General features: G+C 66.4%; 16 protein-coding genes. 7 read left to right on the top strand and 9 right to left on the bottom strand.

Translation table 11 applies throughout. The features are described from left to right. The 5 genes from AC07YS_RS27180 to AC07YS_RS27160 form a co-directional block, all read left to right on the top strand. Positions 1 to 214: helix-turn-helix domain-containing protein (locus AC07YS_RS27180; protein WP_495275742.1), on the top strand; the 214-nt coding region annotated here is incomplete at its 5' end. Then, positions 201 to 818, top strand: a complete 618-nt coding sequence (gene ampD / locus AC07YS_RS27175) for a 1,6-anhydro-N-acetylmuramyl-L-alanine amidase AmpD (RefSeq protein ID WP_495269564.1) — start codon at positions 201 to 203, stop codon at positions 816 to 818. The genes AC07YS_RS27180 and ampD, both read left to right, overlap by 14 nt. A gap of 349 nt (positions 819 to 1,167) precedes the next feature. Then, positions 1,168 to 4,080, top strand: a complete 2,913-nt coding sequence (locus tag AC07YS_RS27170) for a ribonucleoside-diphosphate reductase subunit alpha (protein WP_062480342.1) — start codon at positions 1,168 to 1,170, stop codon at positions 4,078 to 4,080. A 212-nt stretch (positions 4,081 to 4,292) separates the two neighbouring features. Beyond that, the gene (locus AC07YS_RS27165) at positions 4,293 to 5,483 is read left to right on the top strand and encodes a ribonucleotide-diphosphate reductase subunit beta (protein ID WP_062480340.1); all 1,191 of its coding nucleotides are present in this window, start codon (positions 4,293 to 4,295) and stop codon (positions 5,481 to 5,483) included. Between the two features lie 199 nt (positions 5,484 to 5,682). After that, positions 5,683 to 6,243, top strand: a complete 561-nt coding sequence (locus AC07YS_RS27160) for a histone H1-like DNA-binding protein (RefSeq protein ID WP_056575601.1) — start codon at positions 5,683 to 5,685, stop codon at positions 6,241 to 6,243. 117 nt (positions 6,244 to 6,360) lie between these two features. Here AC07YS_RS27160 and AC07YS_RS27155 read toward each other — a convergent pair whose 3' ends face one another. The 7 genes from AC07YS_RS27155 to AC07YS_RS27125 all read right to left on the bottom strand — a co-directional run bounded on the left by AC07YS_RS27155 (position 6,361) and on the right by AC07YS_RS27125 (position 12,775). Further along, on the bottom strand, positions 6,361 to 7,263 hold the full coding sequence (locus AC07YS_RS27155; RefSeq protein ID WP_495269563.1) for a carbohydrate kinase family protein: 903 nt from the start codon (positions 7,261 to 7,263) through the stop codon (positions 6,361 to 6,363). Positions 7,264 to 7,321: 58 nt separating this feature from the next. Continuing rightward, positions 7,322 to 8,710 (bottom strand): zinc-ribbon and DUF3426 domain-containing protein, encoded by a 1,389-nt coding sequence (locus tag AC07YS_RS27150; RefSeq protein WP_495269562.1) that lies wholly within the window; start codon positions 8,708 to 8,710, stop codon positions 7,322 to 7,324. A gap of 82 nt (positions 8,711 to 8,792) precedes the next feature. After that, the gene (gene prmA, locus AC07YS_RS27145; protein ID WP_062480334.1) at positions 8,793 to 9,683 is read right to left on the bottom strand and encodes a 50S ribosomal protein L11 methyltransferase; all 891 of its coding nucleotides are present in this window, start codon (positions 9,681 to 9,683) and stop codon (positions 8,793 to 8,795) included. Positions 9,684 to 9,703: 20 nt separating this feature from the next. After that, complete coding sequence (accC, locus tag AC07YS_RS27140; RefSeq protein ID WP_062480332.1) at positions 9,704 to 11,053, bottom strand: acetyl-CoA carboxylase biotin carboxylase subunit; 1,350 nt, start codon at positions 11,051 to 11,053, stop codon at positions 9,704 to 9,706. Between the two features lie 2 nt (positions 11,054 to 11,055). Further along, positions 11,056 to 11,517, bottom strand: a complete 462-nt coding sequence (accB, locus tag AC07YS_RS27135; RefSeq protein WP_070060113.1) for an acetyl-CoA carboxylase biotin carboxyl carrier protein — start codon at positions 11,515 to 11,517, stop codon at positions 11,056 to 11,058. Positions 11,518 to 11,618: 101 nt separating this feature from the next. Continuing rightward, positions 11,619 to 12,179, bottom strand: coding sequence for a TlpA family protein disulfide reductase (locus AC07YS_RS27130; protein ID WP_062481237.1), 561 nt, complete (start codon positions 12,177 to 12,179; stop codon positions 11,619 to 11,621). Continuing rightward, positions 12,179 to 12,775, bottom strand: coding sequence for a hypothetical protein (locus AC07YS_RS27125; protein WP_062481235.1), 597 nt, complete (start codon positions 12,773 to 12,775; stop codon positions 12,179 to 12,181). The genes AC07YS_RS27130 and AC07YS_RS27125 overlap by 1 nt, the downstream gene beginning before the upstream one ends. Positions 12,776 to 12,876: 101 nt before the next feature. On the opposite strand from AC07YS_RS27125, the gene mpl reads away from it, so the two are divergent. Together mpl and AC07YS_RS27115 are read left to right on the top strand one after the other, a co-directional pair. Further along, positions 12,877 to 14,289, top strand: a complete 1,413-nt coding sequence (mpl, locus tag AC07YS_RS27120) for a UDP-N-acetylmuramate:L-alanyl-gamma-D-glutamyl-meso-diaminopimelate ligase (RefSeq protein WP_495269561.1) — start codon at positions 12,877 to 12,879, stop codon at positions 14,287 to 14,289. Next, on the top strand, positions 14,286 to 14,795 hold the full coding sequence (locus AC07YS_RS27115) for a cupin domain-containing protein (RefSeq protein ID WP_495269560.1): 510 nt from the start codon (positions 14,286 to 14,288) through the stop codon (positions 14,793 to 14,795). Before mpl ends, AC07YS_RS27115 begins: the two co-directional genes overlap by 4 nt. An 11-nt stretch (positions 14,796 to 14,806) precedes the next feature. On the opposite strand, the gene AC07YS_RS27110 is transcribed toward AC07YS_RS27115, so the two are convergent. Together AC07YS_RS27110 and AC07YS_RS27105 are read right to left on the bottom strand one after the other, a co-directional pair. Then, positions 14,807 to 15,925 carry a 3-deoxy-7-phosphoheptulonate synthase gene (locus AC07YS_RS27110; RefSeq protein ID WP_495269559.1) on the bottom strand — a complete coding sequence of 373 codons (1,119 nt, stop codon included), beginning with the start codon at positions 15,923 to 15,925 and terminating at the stop codon, positions 14,807 to 14,809. Between the two features lie 235 nt (positions 15,926 to 16,160). After that, positions 16,161 to 16,700, bottom strand: a complete 540-nt coding sequence (locus tag AC07YS_RS27105; RefSeq protein WP_159278550.1) for a hypothetical protein — start codon at positions 16,698 to 16,700, stop codon at positions 16,161 to 16,163. Positions 16,701 to 16,754 lie beyond the last annotated feature (54 nt).

The following is a 16,754-nucleotide window of genomic DNA, read 5'->3' as shown; positions in this document are numbered from 1 at the left end:
CGCCCCCCCGCCGCTGCCCTCCGACCTGCAAGCCTGGCTCGACCAGCAGGAGCGCGAGATCCTCGTGCGCGCGCTGCACGAGAGCGGCTTCAACCGCACGGCCGCCGCCGCGCGGCTGGGCATGAGCCTGCGCCAGATCCGCTACCGCATCGCGCGCCTGGGCATCTCCACGCCCAACGGCGACGACGGTGCCACCGCACATGCCGACGACTGACGACCTCGCCACGACACCGGCCGGCGACGACGGACTCTGGCGCGCTGGCTGGTACCGCTTCGCCAAGGCCCTGCCCTCGCCGAACTTCGGCCCGCGCCCCGCCGGCGCGCAGACCGACCTGATCGTGCTGCACTCGATCAGCCTGCCGCCAGGCGAATACGGCGGCGACGCGGTGCAGCAGCTCTTCACCAACCAGCTCGACTGGGACGCGCACCCGTACTTCCAGTCGATCCGCGGGCTCGAGGTGTCCTCGCATTTCTATGTGCGCCGCAACGGCGAGCTCTGGCAGTTCGTGAGCTGCGACGACCGCGCCTGGCACGCCGGCGTGTCGTCGTGGCGCGGGCGCACCAACTGCAACGACGACTCGGTCGGCATCGAGCTCGAAGGCCTCGAGGGCGAGCGCTTCGAAGAGGCGCAGTACGAGACGCTGGCCAGCCTCTGCGCCGCGCTCGCGCAGCACTACGCCATCGCCCACATCGCCGGCCACGAGCACATCGCGCCCGGTCGCAAGCAGGACCCCGGCGCCGGTTTCGACTGGCGCCTGCTGCGCGAACAGCTCGGCTGGAATCCACAGATGTTTCCCGAGCAGGTGGTCGCGCGCTAATTTTTTCAATCGCTCCGTGGCCCGCGATGCGCCGCTCTCGCAGCGCAGCAATCTCGCAAGCGCAGGCACGCGACGTAGCAACCATGCGGGCTGCAGGCCCAAATCGCCTTGCAAGCCGCGCCCCGTGCGGGTTGCGCCACCATGGGCCAGTATTCACGCGGCATCGCTGGCGATGCGCTGGATGCGGCGCAATTCCTGTAAGGGTTGCGTCCATAGGAAAACACTACCTGTAGTGGCTTGTAGGGCACAGACACCCTAGATATAGTGTCTTCCCGTTCGGCAACAACGCCGACGCAAGGCCCGCGAGGCCTTGCCAACCAACAAGAATTGCACAACCGAGAGGAAGCGAATGCAAACTGCACTGAACACCCCGTCGACCCCCCGCGCCGTCCCCGCGACGCCGCAGCAGCAACAAGACACTGCGGGTTCGCCCACCGGTCAGAACCTCGCGCACTACCAGATCATCCGCCGCAACGGCGCCGTCGTTCCCTTCGAGCCGAACAAGATCGCCATCGCCATGATGAAGGCCTTCCTGGCGGTGCACGGCACCCAGGGCGCGGCTTCCGCCAGCGTGCGCGAGACCGTCGACACGCTGACGCAAGGCGTGATCCGCGCCATGGTGCGCTCGCGTCCGGGCGGAGGCACCTTCCACATCGAAGACGTGCAGGACCAGGTCGAGCTCGGCCTGATGCGCGGCGGCCACCATGAAATCGCGCGCGCCTACGTGCTGTACCGCGAACGCCGCACCCAGGAACGCTCCAAGCAGGGCGAGCAGGACGTGCCCGCCGCACCGGCACTGCACGTGCTCGACAACGGCGAGCGCGTGGCGCTGGACCTGAACGAGCTCAAGGGCCTGATCGAATCGGCCTGCCAGGGCCTGGGCGACAGCATCACCGCCGCCCCCATCGTCGCCGAGACGATGCGCAACCTGTACGACGGCGTGCCGCTGGACGAGGTCTACAAGGCCTCCATCCTGGCCGCCCGCACGCTGATCGAGAAGGACCCCGACTACACCTTCGCCACCGCGCGCCTGCTGCTGCACACGATCTTCAAGGAGATCATCGGCCGCGAAGTGATGCCGGTCGAGCGCGCCACCGCCTACGCCGACTACTTCCCGCAGTTCATCAAGAAGGGCGTCGAGAACGAGCTGCTCGACGAGAAGCTGCTGCAGTACGACCTGCCCCGCCTGGGCGCCGCCCTGAAGGCCGAGCGCGACAACCAGTTCGACTACCTGGGCCTGCAGACCCTGTACGACCGCTACTTCCTGCACGTGCGCAAGACCCGCATCGAGCTGCCGCAGGCGTTCTTCATGCGCGTGGCCATGGGCCTGTCGCTGAACGAAATCGACCGCGAAGCCCGCGCCATCGAGTTCTACGAAGTGCTGTCGTCGTTCGACTTCATGTCGAGCACGCCCACCCTGTTCAACGCCGGCACGCTGCGCTCGCAACTCTCGAGCTGCTACCTGACCACCGTGCCCGACGACCTGGACGGCATCTACGAGTCGATCAAGGAAAACGCGCTGCTGTCGAAGTTCGCCGGCGGCCTGGGCAACGACTGGACCCGCGTGCGCGCACTGGGCAGCCACATCAAAGGCACCAACGGCGAATCGCAGGGCGTGGTGCCGTTCCTGAAGGTGGTGAACGACACGGCCGTGGCCGTGAACCAGGGCGGCAAGCGCAAGGGCGCCGTCTGCACGTACCTGGAAACCTGGCACCTCGACATCGAGGAGTTCCTGGAGCTGCGCAAGAACACCGGCGACGACCGCCGCCGCACGCACGACATGAACACCGCCAACTGGATCCCCGACCTGTTCATGCGCCGCGTGATGGAAAAGGGCACCTGGACGCTGTTCTCGCCCTCCAACGTGCCTGACCTGCACGACCTGTTCGGCGCCGACTTCGAGAAGGCCTACGTCGCCTACGAAGAAAAGGCCGCCCGCGGCGAGATCAAGCCCGCGCGCACCCTCCAGGCCTCGGACCTGTGGCGCAAGATGCTCACGATGCTGTTCGAGACCGGCCACCCCTGGATCACGTTCAAGGACGCCTGCAACGTGCGCTCGCCGCAGCAGCACGCCGGCGTGGTGCACTCGTCGAACCTGTGCACCGAGATCACGCTGAACACCAGCGACACCGAAACCGCCGTGTGCAACCTGGGTTCCGTGAACCTGCTGCAGCACCTGAAGGACGGCAAGGTCGACCAGGAAAAGCTCAAGCGCACCATCTCGACCGCGATGCGCATGCTCGACAACGTGATCGACATCAACTACTACGCCGTGAAGAAGGCGCGCGACTCCAACCTGCGCCACCGTCCGGTCGGCCTGGGCCTGATGGGCTTCCAGGACGCGCTGTACGAACTGCGCATTCCCTACGCCTCGCAGGAAGCGGTGCAGTTCGCCGACGAGTCGATGGAAGCCATCTGCTACCACGCCTACTGGGCCTCGACCGAGCTGGCCAAGGAACGCGGCAAGTACTCCAGCTACAAGGGCTCGCTGTGGGACAAGGGCATCCTGCCGATCGACTCGCTCGACCTGCTCGAGAAGGCCCGCGGCGGCTACGTCGAAGTGGACCGCTCGGCCACCCTCGACTGGGATTCGCTGCGCGCCAAGATCAAGGCCGACGGCATGCGCAATTCGAACTGCGTGGCCATCGCCCCCACGGCAACCATCTCGAACATCATCGGCGTGGACGCCTCGATCGAACCCTGCTTCGGCAACCTGTCGGTCAAGTCGAACCTGTCGGGCGAGTTCACCGTGATCAACCACTACCTGGTGCGCGACCTGAAGCGCCTGGGCCTGTGGGACGACGTGATGGTCATGGACCTGAAGCACTTCGACGGCTCGCTGCGTCCCATCGACCGCGTGCCGCAGGACGTGAAGGCGCTGTACGCCACCGCGTTCGAAGTCGAGACGACGTGGCTGGTGGAAGCCGCCGCGCGTCGCCAGAAGTGGATCGACCAGGCGCAGTCGCTGAACATCTACATGGCCGGCGCCTCGGGCAAGAAGCTCGACGACACCTACAAGCTCGCCTGGCTGCGCGGCCTGAAGACCACCTACTACCTGCGCACGCAGAGCGCGACGCACGCTGAAAAGTCGACGGTGCAATCGGGCCGTCTCAACGCGGTGTCGTCGGGCAACGACGCACCCTCGGGCATGAGCGCACTCGAAGCCGCCGCTGCTGCAGCGAAGGCACAGATGAGCGCGATGCCCGCCACCGACATCGCGTTCTGCGGTGTCGACGATCCGACCTGCGAAGCCTGCCAGTGATGTGCAAGTGAAGCGTCAACACACAAGACGCTTCGATCGATCAGCGAGGTGCTCGCACAAGTGAAAAGCGCGCGACGTTCAATCAATCAAGGCATTGACTGACGTCGCGCGATGCATGCGAGCAACATAACAACCCCATAAATGGCGCACGATGTGAACGAGCACTTTGCAACTCACATCGTTGCTCCGATAATTGCGCATTGGATTTTTCTATGTTGACCTGGGACGAAGAAGTCAAGCCCTCCTTACCAAAGGATATGCAACAAGGATTGCAGCAGCACCACGCATCGACCGGCGGTCTTTCCGCTGGCCGCGCGGTCGCCGCTCCGACTTCGTCGCTTGCACAACCCGCCACTGCCACCGCACCGGTGGCCGCCGCTGCAGGCCAGCGCGTCAAGGCTTCCGACAAGCGGATCATCAACGGCCAGACCGACGTCAACCAGCTGGTGCCGTTCAAGTACAAGTGGGCCTGGGAAAAGTACCTCGCCACCTGCGCCAACCACTGGATGCCGCAAGAGGTGAACATGACGCGCGACATCGCGTTGTGGAAGGACCCGAACGGCCTGACCGAAGACGAGCGCCGCATCGTCAAGCGCAACCTCGGCTTCTTCGTGACCGCCGATTCGCTGGCCGCCAACAACATCGTGCTGGGCACCTACCGCCACATCACGGCCCCCGAGTGCCGCCAGTTCCTGCTGCGCCAGGCCTTCGAGGAAGCGATCCACACGCACGCGTACCAGTACATCGTCGAGTCGCTCGGCCTGGACGAGAGCGAGATCTTCAACGCCTACAACGAAGTGCCGTCGATCCGCGAGAAGGACCAGTTCCTGATCCCGTTCATCGACGCCATCAGCGACCCGAACTTCAAGACCGGCACGCACGAGACCGACCAGACGCTGCTCAAGTCGCTCATCGTGTTCGCCTGCCTGATGGAAGGTCTCTTCTTCTACGTCGGCTTCACGCAGATCCTTGCGCTGGGCCGCCAGAACAAGATGACCGGCGCCGCCGAGCAGTACCAGTACATCCTGCGCGACGAGTCGATGCACTGCAATTTCGGCATCGACCTGATCAACCAGCTCAAGCTCGAGAATCCTGGCCTGTGGACCGCAGAGTTCAAGGCCGAGATTAAGGACCTCTTCATGAAGGCCGTCGAGCTCGAATACAAATACGCCGAAGACACCATGCCACGTGGTGTGCTCGGCATGAACGCCTCCATGTTCAAGGGCTACCTGCGCTACATCGCCAACCGGCGCGCGCAGCAGATCGGCCTCGAAACGCTCTTCCCGAACGAGGAAAACCCGTTCCCCTGGATGAGCGAAATGATTGACCTGAAGAAAGAGCGCAACTTTTTCGAAACCCGCGTGATCGAGTACCAGTCGGGTGGTGCGCTCTCCTGGGATTGAATTTTTCGATACACAACAATTCATGAATTCAAGAATTGCCCTTGCCACCGACTGCGCCAAAGAGCGCAGCATGGACGAGGGCTCAGGTGTTCATGGTGCTGGGGCTCAGATTCCAACGCCATGAATCGCTTCACGCTCCCAACGCGCGTGGAGTGCTTCAATAGGTTGATTTTTTCAACTTGATCAAGGAGAAATAGAAATGGCAACTGCAAAGAAAGCGCCGGCCAAGAAGGCCGCTGCAAAGAAGGCTCCGGCTAAGAAGGCTGTCGCCGCGAAGAAGGCTCCGGCAAAGAAGGTCGCTGCCAAGAAGGCTCCGGCTAAGAAGGCTGTCGCCAAGAAGGTCGTAGCGAAGAAGGCTCCGGCAAAGAAGGTCGCGGCCAAGAAGGTTGCAGCCAAGAAGGTCGTAGCGAAGAAGGCTGCACCGGCGAAGAAGGCCGCTGCCAAGAAGGCTCCGGCAAAGAAGGCCGCCGCCAAGAAGGCGCCTGCCAAGAAGGCCGTAGCGAAGAAGGCGCCTGCCAAGAAGGCTGCTGCCAAGAAGGCCCCTGCCAAGAAGGCTGCCGCCAAGAAGGCCCCTGCCAAGAAGGCCGCGGCCAAGAAAGCCGCGAAAAAGCCCGCTGCCAAGCCTGCCGCTGCTGCCAAGAAGCCTGCTGCCAAGAAGGCCGCCGCGCCTGCGAAGGCTGCCGTAGCGCCTGCCCCTGCGGCGCAAACGACGCTGAATCCCCAGGCAGCCTGGCCGTTTCCGACGGCCAGCAAGCCCTGAGTGAATTCTCAGCGGCCTTGAAAGGCACGAAGCCCGGCACCGCAAGGTGCCGGGCTTTTTTCATGGGCGCCCGCTGTCGCCGAATCGCCGAAGCGATCCGGGCGGGTCGTCAGCGAATCACAGATCGAGCGTCGCGCGATCGATCTGGTAGTTCTGCGGTCCGCGTTGCGCGATCTTGAGCGCGCCGATGCGGTTGCCAAGCGCTGCGCAGCGCGCCAGCGGCCATTCCTTTTCCAGGCCGTACAGCAGGCCGCCGCGCCACGCGTCGCCGCAGCCCGTGGGCTCGACCACGGCCGTGGGCGTCACGCCAGGCACGTGCTCGCGCTCGCCACCGATCCACACCTCGCAGCCCTCGGCCGCCAGCGTGACCACGAGGCCGCGCACGCGCTGCGAGATCTCGGCCAAGCTCCAGCCGGTGCGCTGCGACAGCATCTTGCCTTCGTAGTCGTTGACGACGACCCAGCTCGCGAGCTCGATGAAGTGGCGCAACGCGTCGCCGTCGAACATCGGCAGGCCCTGGCCTGGATCGAACACGAAGGGAATGCCGGCGGCGGCGAACTGCTCGGCGTGCTGCAGCATCGCCTCGCGGCCGTCGGGCGCGATGATGCCGAGCTTGATGTCCTCGCGCGCCACCACCTTCGTGATGTGCGCCTGTTGCATCGCGCCGGGATGGAACGCCGTGATCTGGTTGTTGTCCGTGTCGTTCATGATCATCGCCTGCGCGGTGAAGGTGTCGTCGAGCTGACGCACGAACTCCGTGCTGATGCCCAGCGTGCGCATGCGCTCGGCGTAGTCGGCACCGTCGCTGCCCAGCGTGGCCATCGGCAGCGCCGTGCCGCCCAGGGCGTTGAGGCTGTAGGCGATGTTGCCGGCGCAGCCGCCGAAGTCACGGCGCAGGCCCGGCACCAGGAACGACACATTCAGGATGTGCAGCTGGTCCGGCAGGATCTGGTCGGCGAACCGGCCTTCGAAAGTCATGATGGTGTCGAACGCGAGGGAACCGCAAATCACTGCTGCCATGGGTGGACCGTAGGTTGGATGAGAAAGGGAACGAACGGCGCGCGTGTCGGCGCTCCGTTCAGGGATAGAAAGCTTCGACGCGGTAGCCCGCGATCGGCGGCAGTGCCGCCGCCTCGCTGGCCGACAGGGTCAGCGGCAACGAGGCCGCGCGGTCGGCACGCGCCGCCAGCACGCCCGGCGCGCCGTAGTCGTTGGGCGTCAGCACGCGCCGCACGACGGCTTGTTCCTGCGTGTCGAGCAGCGACAGCTCGATGGCCGGCATCGCGAGCGGCACGGTCGCCGCATTGCGCAAGGTGAAGCTCAAGCGGTAGTCGTTGCCGCCGCTCTTCTCGCGCGCGAAGGCCGCGCCCTCGATCACGATGTCGCCGATCTGGCGCAGCGCCGCGAGCTCGCAGCCGGTGTACTGACACAGCGCCGACAGGGCGGGCCGCAGGTTCGGCTGGCGCGCCACGATGCCGTCGCGCTCATGGCGAACGATCTGCACGATGAGGGCCAACGCCGCGAGCACGGCCAGCACCACCAGCAGGCGCCGCACGCCCTCGCGTTGCCAGAAGCCGACGGCCTTTTCGGCCGGCTCGTCTTCCTCGGCGAAGGGATGGTCTTCAGGCGCCTCGAAGGTCGCGGAAAGCGAGAAGTCCGGCTCGCCTTCGGCACGGATGCCAGGGCCCGGCAGCGGCGCGGCAGCCTCTTCGTGCTGCGCGTCACGCGCCTTGGCGTTCGCGATCTTGGCCGACTTGGCGCGCGCACGGCGCAGCGCCTTCTGGATCAGGAGCTGGTCGTGGTCCTTCTCTTCCTGCTCGCGCTCCGCGGCCGCGCCGTCGTCGTTCTCACCGGTCGCTGCAACCAGCCCGCGCAGCGCTGAACTGCGTGGCAGGTCAGGCAAGGGCGGCGCAGGCGGCGGTGATGCGGGCGGCGGTGCGCCGAGGTTCAGGTCGATGTTCGGAAACGGCGGCAGCGAACTCGCGGGCGGACGCCATGCGGGTTCGGTGGCGTCGAGGTCGGACCAGGGCTCGTCCGCGGCGAGGCCGTGTGCGGGCAGCGTCAGCTCGAAAGGCAGCGGGGACGCAGCCGGCGCGACGTTGGTGGCAGCGGTCGACAGTCCAGCTTCGTCTTGAGGGGCAGGCGGTGGCGCCTGCGGCTCGGACTCGTCGTCGAGAAAGTCGGCCTCCTCGACCGCCGGCCGTGCGGCCGCCAGGTCGATGCGCGCGTCCTCGAAAGACGCCACCAGTGCGGCCATCGAAGACATCGGCGAAGGTGACGGCGTGGGCGCGGGTGACGGCGCGGCAGGCGCGGACACCGCACCGTCGGGCGCCTCCTGCAGGTCGAGCGTGGCATCGAACACATGGCTGCAGCGGCCGCAGCGCACCCAGCCGTCCGAGATGCGAAGCTGGTCGCGCACCACCTTGAAGGTGGTGGTGCAGGCGGGGCAACGCGTGACGAGGCTCATGACCGGGCGATTGTAGGGTTGGCCCCCCGCCGTGCAGGCAGGTGCCCGGGGCGCCCGCGGTGCGAGCGCCCGGACGCGCGCTTCAGCAGCGTGCGGTCATGAGGATCCAGCCGTCCTCGGTGTCGCTGACTTCGAGCGCGGCGTACGGCGCATAGGCCGCCTTGAGCTCGTCGGCCTGGCGCTCGAGGATGCCGGCCAGCACCAGCGAGCCGCCGGCGGCCACGTGGCTGCGCAGCAGCGGCGCCAGCACCTTGAGCGGCGTCGCGAGGATGTTGGCGAGCACCGTCTGGTACTCACCCTTGGCCGCTTCGGGCAGGCCGGCGTTCAGCTGCACGCCGTTGGCTTCGGCGTTGAGCCGGGTCGAGGAGACCGCGGCTTCGTCGATGTCGACGGCGTCAATGTTGCGCGCACCGAACTTGGCCGCGCCGATGGCCAGGATGCCGGAGCCGCAGCCGTAGTCGAGCACGCGCTGGTCGGCAAAGGCGCCCTCTCCTTGCGTCGCGATCCAGCGCAGGCACATGCGCGTGGTCGGGTGCGTGCCGGTGCCGAAGGCCAGGCCCGGGTCGAGCCGGATCACCTGCTTCGCTTGCGCCGGCGGCTCGTGCCACGTGGGCACGATCCAGAACTCGGGCGTGATCTCGACCGGCGCGAACTGCGATTGCGTGAGCCGCACCCAGTCCTGGTCGGGCACCGGCGCCACGCCGAGCACCGCGCAGCCTTCAAAGAAGTCCTGCAGCGCGAGCACCGAGGCCGCCTCGTGGGCGGCGGCTTCGTCGGGGAACAGCGCGATCACGCGCGAACGCTGCCAGCCCTCCTTGGGCGGCGGCATGCCGGGCTCGCCGAACAGGGCCTGCTCGGCATCGGTCTGCGCATCGGCATCTTCGACCGACACGCTCAGCGCATCGAGTGCGTCGAGCGCATCGCCGAGCATTTCGACCCGGTCTTCCGGCGCCATGAGGCGGAGTTCAAACATACAGGGCGTTGCGCGTGGACTCAGCGCTTGTGCGCCGCGAGCCACTCTTCCAGGTAGTGGATGTTGGTGCCGCCGCTCATGAACTTGGCGTCGACCATCAGCTCGCGGTGCAGCGGCATGTTGGTCTGGATGCCTTCGATCACCGTCTCGTTCAGGGCCGTGCGCATGCGCGCCATGGCCTGTTCGCGGGTGTCGCCGTACACGATGATCTTGCCGATCATCGAGTCGTAGTTCGGGGGCACGAAGTAGTTGGTGTACACGTGCGAGTCGACGCGCACGCCCGGGCCGCCCGGCGGGTGCCACATGGTGATGCGGCCCGGCGACGGCGTGAACTTCCACGGGTCTTCGGCGTTGATGCGCACCTCGATGGCGTGGCCGCGCATCTCGATCTGGCGCTGCGTGAACGGCAGCTTCTCGCCGGCGGCGACCATGATCTGCGTCTTCACGATGTCGATGCCGGTGGTGAACTCCGTGACCGGATGCTCCACCTGCACGCGCGTGTTCATCTCGATGAAGTAGAACTCGCCGTTCTCGTACAGGAACTCGAAGGTGCCGGCGCCGCGGTAGCCGATCTTCTTGCAGGCAGTGGCGCAGCGCTCGCCGATCTTCTCGATCAGCTTGCGCGGAATGCCGGGGGCCGGCGATTCCTCGATCACCTTCTGGTGGCGGCGCTGCATGGAGCAGTCGCGCTCGCCCAGGTAGACCGCGTTCTTGTGCTTGTCCGCGAGGATCTGGATTTCGATGTGGCGCGGGTTCTGGAGAAACTTCTCCATGTACACGGCCGGATTGTTGAAGGCCGCGGCGGCTTCCGCCTTGGTCATCTGGATCGCGTTGACCAGCGCCGCCTCGGTGTGCACCACGCGCATGCCGCGGCCACCGCCGCCGCCTGCCGCCTTGATGATGACCGGGTAGCCGATCGCGCGGGCGATGCGCTTGTTGGTGGCGGCGTCGTCCGAGAGTTCGCCTTCCGAGCCGGGCACGCAGGGCACGCCGGCCTTGATCATGGCCTGCTTGGCCGAGACCTTGTCACCCATCGTGCGGATGTTGTCGGGCGTCGGGCCGATGAACTGGAAGCCGCTTTGCTCCACGCGTTCGGCGAAATTGGCGTTCTCGCTCAGGAAACCGTAGCCGGGGTGGATGGCTTCGGCGTCGGTCACCTCGGCGGCCGAGATGATGGCCGGCATGTTGAGGTAGCTCAGCCCCGAAGGCGCCGGGCCGATGCACACGGCTTCCTGCGCCAGCTTGACGTACTTGGCTTCGCGATCGGCTTCGGAATAGACCATCACGGCCTTGATGCCCATTTCGCTGCAAGCGCGCTGGATCCGAAGGGCGATCTCCCCCCGGTTTGCAACCAGAATCTTCTTGAACATGCTTACTCGATGATGAACAGCGGCTGGCCGTATTCGACCGCCTGGCCGTTTTCGCCGAGGATCTGCGTGACCGTACCGGCCTTGTCGGCCTCGATTTCGTTGAGGATCTTCATCGCCTCGATGATGCAGAGCGTGTCGCCCTCGTTCACCTTGCTGCCGACTTCGACGAAAGCCGCGGCGCCCGGGCTGGACGAACGGTAGAAGGTGCCGACCATCGGCGACTTCACGGCATGGCCGCTCGGTGCGGCTTCAACCGCAGGGGCAGCGGCGGCCGGGGCGGCAGCACCGGCCACGGCGGGCGCTGCCACGGCGGGCGCGGCGGCCAGGGTCTGCACGTACTGCACGGGGGCGGCACCGCCACCCTTGACGATGCGGACCTTGCCTTCGGTCTCGGTGATTTCCAGTTCGGAAATATTCGATTCGGACACCAGATCGATCAGTGTCTTGAGTTTGCGCAGATCCATGGAACTCCAGTGCCAGCTTTGCCGGTCTTTAGGAAAGAACTTGACCGAAAACCGTCGATTTTCGGCGTTTGGCGTCTAACGCCAGCTTGTGTATTTAAATTCTAACCGTGAACAAGTTGGCGTCGCCAAGCGTCCAGGTCGGTCGTTTCAAGCTTGCCCATTTTACGAGCCAGCACCGAACCGTCGGCATGGAGCACCAGGGTAAACGGCAGGCCGCCCCCCGTGTTGCCCAGATTCTTCACCAGTTCCATGCCTTGCAAACCGGCCAACGCGGTCGGGTAGGTGACCGGCGTGCGCTGCAGGAACTTGCGCACCGCACTGGGCTGATCGATGGCCAATCCCACCACTTGCCAGCCGTTGGCGCCGTGTTCGCGGAAAAAGGCGTCGATCATCGGCATTTCTTCGACACAGGGCGGGCACCACGTGGCCCAGAAGTTGAGCAGCACAGGCTTGCCGCGCAGACTCGACAGAGCCAGCTCGCCACCCTCGGGGCGCTCGAAGCGCTGGTCCCAGAACATGGCCGCATCGAGCTTTTCGCCGCCGGTGGCCGCGACGCCGCTGTCATTGCGCTCCCGCCACCAGGCGCCGGCAATGCCGGCCGCGGCAGCGACTGCCGCCACGCCGGCATACAGCATGCCGCGTCGTGTGGGCGTTGAAGTCATTACTGGTCCTTTTCTTGTTCAATGCGTCGGCGCAGCGCGTTCAGGTCGCCGCGCGGCGCGCGCCCCTGGGCGTCGGGCTTGAGGGCGCCGCGCAGGTCGTCGAGGTCGTACACCAGCAGGTGCACCCCGATTTCCTCGCCCAGCGCCCGGCTCGGCGCGTGGACGCTGAGGGCTTCGACCTGCTCGCCATGGAAGCCGGTCACCATGCGCGGCTCGTAGTCCACGTGGTGATCGATCAGGGCGATTTCGGCCGACTTGGAATCATCGCAGAACAATTGAATATAAATGTCTGACAAACGTGTGGCCGTACCGTGCCAGACGGCGCCGCCCACATGCGGCCGGAACACGGCCATGCGCTCCATCCACTCGAGCGCGAGCAGGCGCAGCGCGTGCAGTTCCTGGGGCTGGGTGTCGGCGCAGAAGACCGCGATGTAGTCGCGCACCTCGGCCTCGACCTCGTCGTTGTTGGGCAGCGCGGTGCGCGTCGGGAGGCCGAGTTCACGCAGTGCCCGGCGCTTGGCCGGGCCGTACTCGAGCCCCTCCTCGACGACGAGTCGGGCGGCAACGGCGGCGATCTCACGCTTGGACGTGTCCATCGGGGCATTTTGCCCGCTGCGAGCGTCCCTCACATGAACATCAGTACGGCGCCCGGGGCGAAGCGGCCGGGGCACCCGCAGCGCCTCCCTAGAATTGGCCGATGCACATTCATATTCTGGGTATCTGCGGCACGTTCATGGGTGGTGTGGCCGCCCTCGCACGCGAAGCAGGCCACCGGGTCACGGGCTGCGACGCCGGCGTGTACCCCCCGATGAGCGACCAGCTGCGCGCGCTCGGCATCGACCTCATCGAAGGCTTCGGCGCCGACCAGCTGGCCCTCGCCCCCGACATGTTCGTGGTCGGCAACGTCGTCTCGCGGGCCCGGCTGCCCGACGGCAGCCCCAAGTTCCCGCTGATGGAAGCCATCCTGGACGCTGGCAAGCCGTACACCAGCGGCCCGCAGTGGCTGGCCGAACACGTGCTGCAGGGCCGCCATGTGCTGGCCGTGGCCGGCACGCACGGCAAGACGACCACCACCTCGATGTTGGCCTGGGTGCTCGAACAGGGCGGCAAGGCGCCCGGCTTCCTGGTCGGCGGCGTGCCGCTGGACTTCGGCGTCTCGGCCCGGCTCGGCGACGGCCCGGCCTTCGTGATCGAGGCCGACGAGTACGACACCGCCTTCTTCGACAAGCGCAGCAAGTTCGTTCACTACCGGCCGCGCACCGCGGTGCTGAACAACCTGGAGTTCGATCACGCCGACATCTTCGACGATCTGGCCGCCATCGAGCGCCAGTTCCATCACCTCGTGCGCACCGTGCCCAGCACCGGGCGCCTGGTGGTGAACGCCACCGAAGAGAGCCTGCAGCGCGTGCTGGCCCAGGGCTGCTGGAGCGAACTCGCCCGCTTCGGCGACGGCGGTCCGGCCACGGAATGGCAGGCGCGCGGCACGCACGACGCCTTCGACGTACTGCACCGCGGGGAGGTGGTCGGCCGGGTCGAGTGGGAACTCTCGGGCCTGCACAACCAGATGAACGCGCTGGCCGCCATGGCGGCAGCCGACCATGTGGGCGTGCCGCCGGCCGATGCGGCCCGCGCACTCGGGCGCTTTCGCAACGTGCGCCGGCGCATGGAACTGCGCGGCACGGTTGAGGGCCAAGGCGGCGCGATCACCGTCTACGACGATTTCGCCCACCACCCCACCGCGATCCGCACCACGCTCGACGGCCTGCGCAAGAAGCTCGACGACGCCGGCAAGCAAAGTGAGCGCATCCTCGCGGCCTTCGAACCGCGCAGCAACACGATGAAGCTGGGCGTGATGGCCGCGCAGCTGCCGTGGAGCCTGGAATCGGCCGACCTGTCGTTCTGCCACACGGCCGGCCTCGACTGGGACGCGGCCGCCGCGCTGGCACCGATGGGCGCACGCGCCCAGGTCGCCGGCGCCATCGAGCCGCTGGTGCAGCAGGTGGTGGCCGCCGCGCGGCCCGGCGATCACATCGTCTGCATGAGCAACGGCGGCTTCGGCGGCGTGCACGAGAAACTGCTGGACGCCCTGCGCGCCGCCCACGGATCATGAACGGCATGCGCGCGCGTGAGCTGATCGACACCCTGAAGCTCCAGCCCCACCCCGAGGGCGGCTGGTATGCCGAGGTGTTCCGGTCGGCCACGAGCGTGACGCCCGCCGACGGCCGCGCGCCCCGCAGCGCGCTGACCAGCATCTATTTCCTGCTCGAAGCCCACCAGCATTCGCGCTGGCACCGGGTGCTGTCCGACGAAGTCTGGGTGCACCTGGAAGGCGTGCCGCTGGCGCTGTGGACCTGCGACGCCGCGATGCGGACCGCACCGGCCCACGTGAAGCTGGGCCCGGTCGATGTGCACGGCACCCGGCCGCAGCACGTGGTGCCCGCCGGCCAGTGGCAGGCCGCGCGCCCGATCCAGGGCCACGCGGCGGGCGACTACACGCTGGTCGCCTGCATGGTCGGGCCGGGCTTCGACTTCGCGGACTTCTCGCTGGTGCCGCCCGGCAGCGACGAGGCGGCGTCGATGCGGCACCACTGGCCCGACCTGGCCAGCATGCTCTAACTAATAGCGCTTCAGCCCCGGCGCTGCTTGACGGCTTGAGACAGCGTCTCGAGCACCTGCACCGAATCGTCCCAGCCGATGCAGGCGTCGGTGATGCTCTTGCCGTACTCGAGGCCCGACAAATGGTCCTTGCCCGGCGTGAACTTCTGGGCGCCCGCCTGCAGGTGGCTTTCGATCATCACGCCGAACACGCGCTTCGAACCGCCGGCGATCTGGCCGGCGACGTCCTTCGCGACGTCGATCTGCTTCTGGTGCTGCTTGGAGCTGTTGGCGTGGCTGCAGTCGACCATGAGCGTGGGCGGCAGCTTGGCGGCTTCGAGGTCCTTGCAGGCCGCTTCGACGCTGGCGGCGTCGTAGTTCGGCGTCTTGCCGCCGCGCAGGATCACGTGGCAGTCGCGGTTGCCGTTGGTCTGCACGATCGCGACCTGGCCGTTCTTGTGCACCGACAGGAAGTGGTGGCCGCGCGCCGCCGCCTGGATGGCGTCGGTGGCGATGCGGATGTTGCCGTCGGTGCCGTTCTTGAAGCCGATGGGCGCCGACAGGCCCGAGGCCAGCTCGCGGTGCACCTGGCTTTCGGTGGTGCGCGCGCCGATGGCGCCCCAGGCGATCAGGTCGCCGATGTACTGCGGCGAGATCACGTCGAGGAACTCGCTGCCCGCCGGCAGGCCCAGGCGGTTGATGTCGATCAGCAGCTGGCGCGCGATGCGCAGGCCTTCGTCAATGCGGTAGCTCTCGTCCAGGTACGGGTCGTTGATGAGCCCCTTCCAGCCGACCGTGGTGCGCGGCTTCTCGAAGTACACGCGCATCACGATCTCCAGCGTGCCGGCGTACTTGTCGCGCTCGGCCTTGAGGCGGCGGGCGTACTCGAGGGCCGCGGCCGGGTCGTGGATCGAACACGGGCCCATGATCACCAGCAGCCGGTCGTCCTTGCCGGCCATGATGTTGTGGATGCCGCGGCGGGTGCCGGTGATCAGCGTTTCGATCGGCGTGCCGCGGATCGGGAAGAAGCGGATCAGATGTTCGGGAGGGGGGAGCACGTTGATGTCCTTGATGCGTTCGTCGTCGGTCTTGCTGGTTTTTTCGACGCTCGCATACCAGCTGTCGCCGGCGGGAGGGGTGTTCGTGCTCATGGTTCTCTTCCTTGTTGGTGTGAATGAAAAATCGTCAGGGCATAAAAAAACCGCCGGGGGCTGGAAGCCACCGGCGGTTCTGGGAGGGTGTTCGTTTGCTTTACGCGCTCGCCTCTCGTCCGCCGGAAACCGGGAACCAAAAGTAGGCAAAAAAGTAAGCGCGGAGGGCGGACATGTGGGCGGAATGTAGCACGGAAAACAAAAAACCGGCCAGGCGGCCGGGTCGGTGTTGTTTTTACCTGTAGCCCGATTCGTTGGCGTTGTGAATGATCCAGATCAGGTTGCCGCTGCTGAAATCGCCCATGCCGCCGCCCGCGAAGATCAGGCGGCCCTGGCCCTTGTAGGTCATCTCGAAGCGGTGGCGATCGCTGCCGAAATAGAACGGAATCCAGGCCTTGCCGGTGATGTACGCACCCTGGTCGGTGGGCTGGCCGGCGAGGTCGGTGACCTGCTTGGTGCTCATGCCGATCTGCAGGCGCGTGAACTTGCTGTTGCGCGCCGGGTTGCCGGTGATCTCGCCTTCGAAACCGTTCAGGCCCTTGACCGTGCGGCCGCTGCCGGCCTCGACCTTGGAAGAATCCACCACGTTGCCGCGTGCGTCCATGCCGGCCTTCGAACCGCTGGGCGCCGCGGGCGCGGCGGCGGCCGGGGCGGGTGCCGGTGCGGCGGCGGGCTGGCTGCCCGAACCACCGCGCGATGCGCAACCGGCTGTGGCCAGCGCGACCACGGCGGTCACGGCCCACAGCACGGCGGGCGAATTGATCCTGTTCCCCATTGAAATGCTCCTTGATGCGTCGTTCGCAAAAAAGGAGCGCAGCTTAGCAACCGA

The organism is Variovorax sp. GW458-11-26-14-LB1, assembly GCF_059423965.1.
The sequence above is the reverse complement of the archived record's forward strand: the minus strand, read 5'-3'. Positions and strand labels throughout refer to the sequence as shown.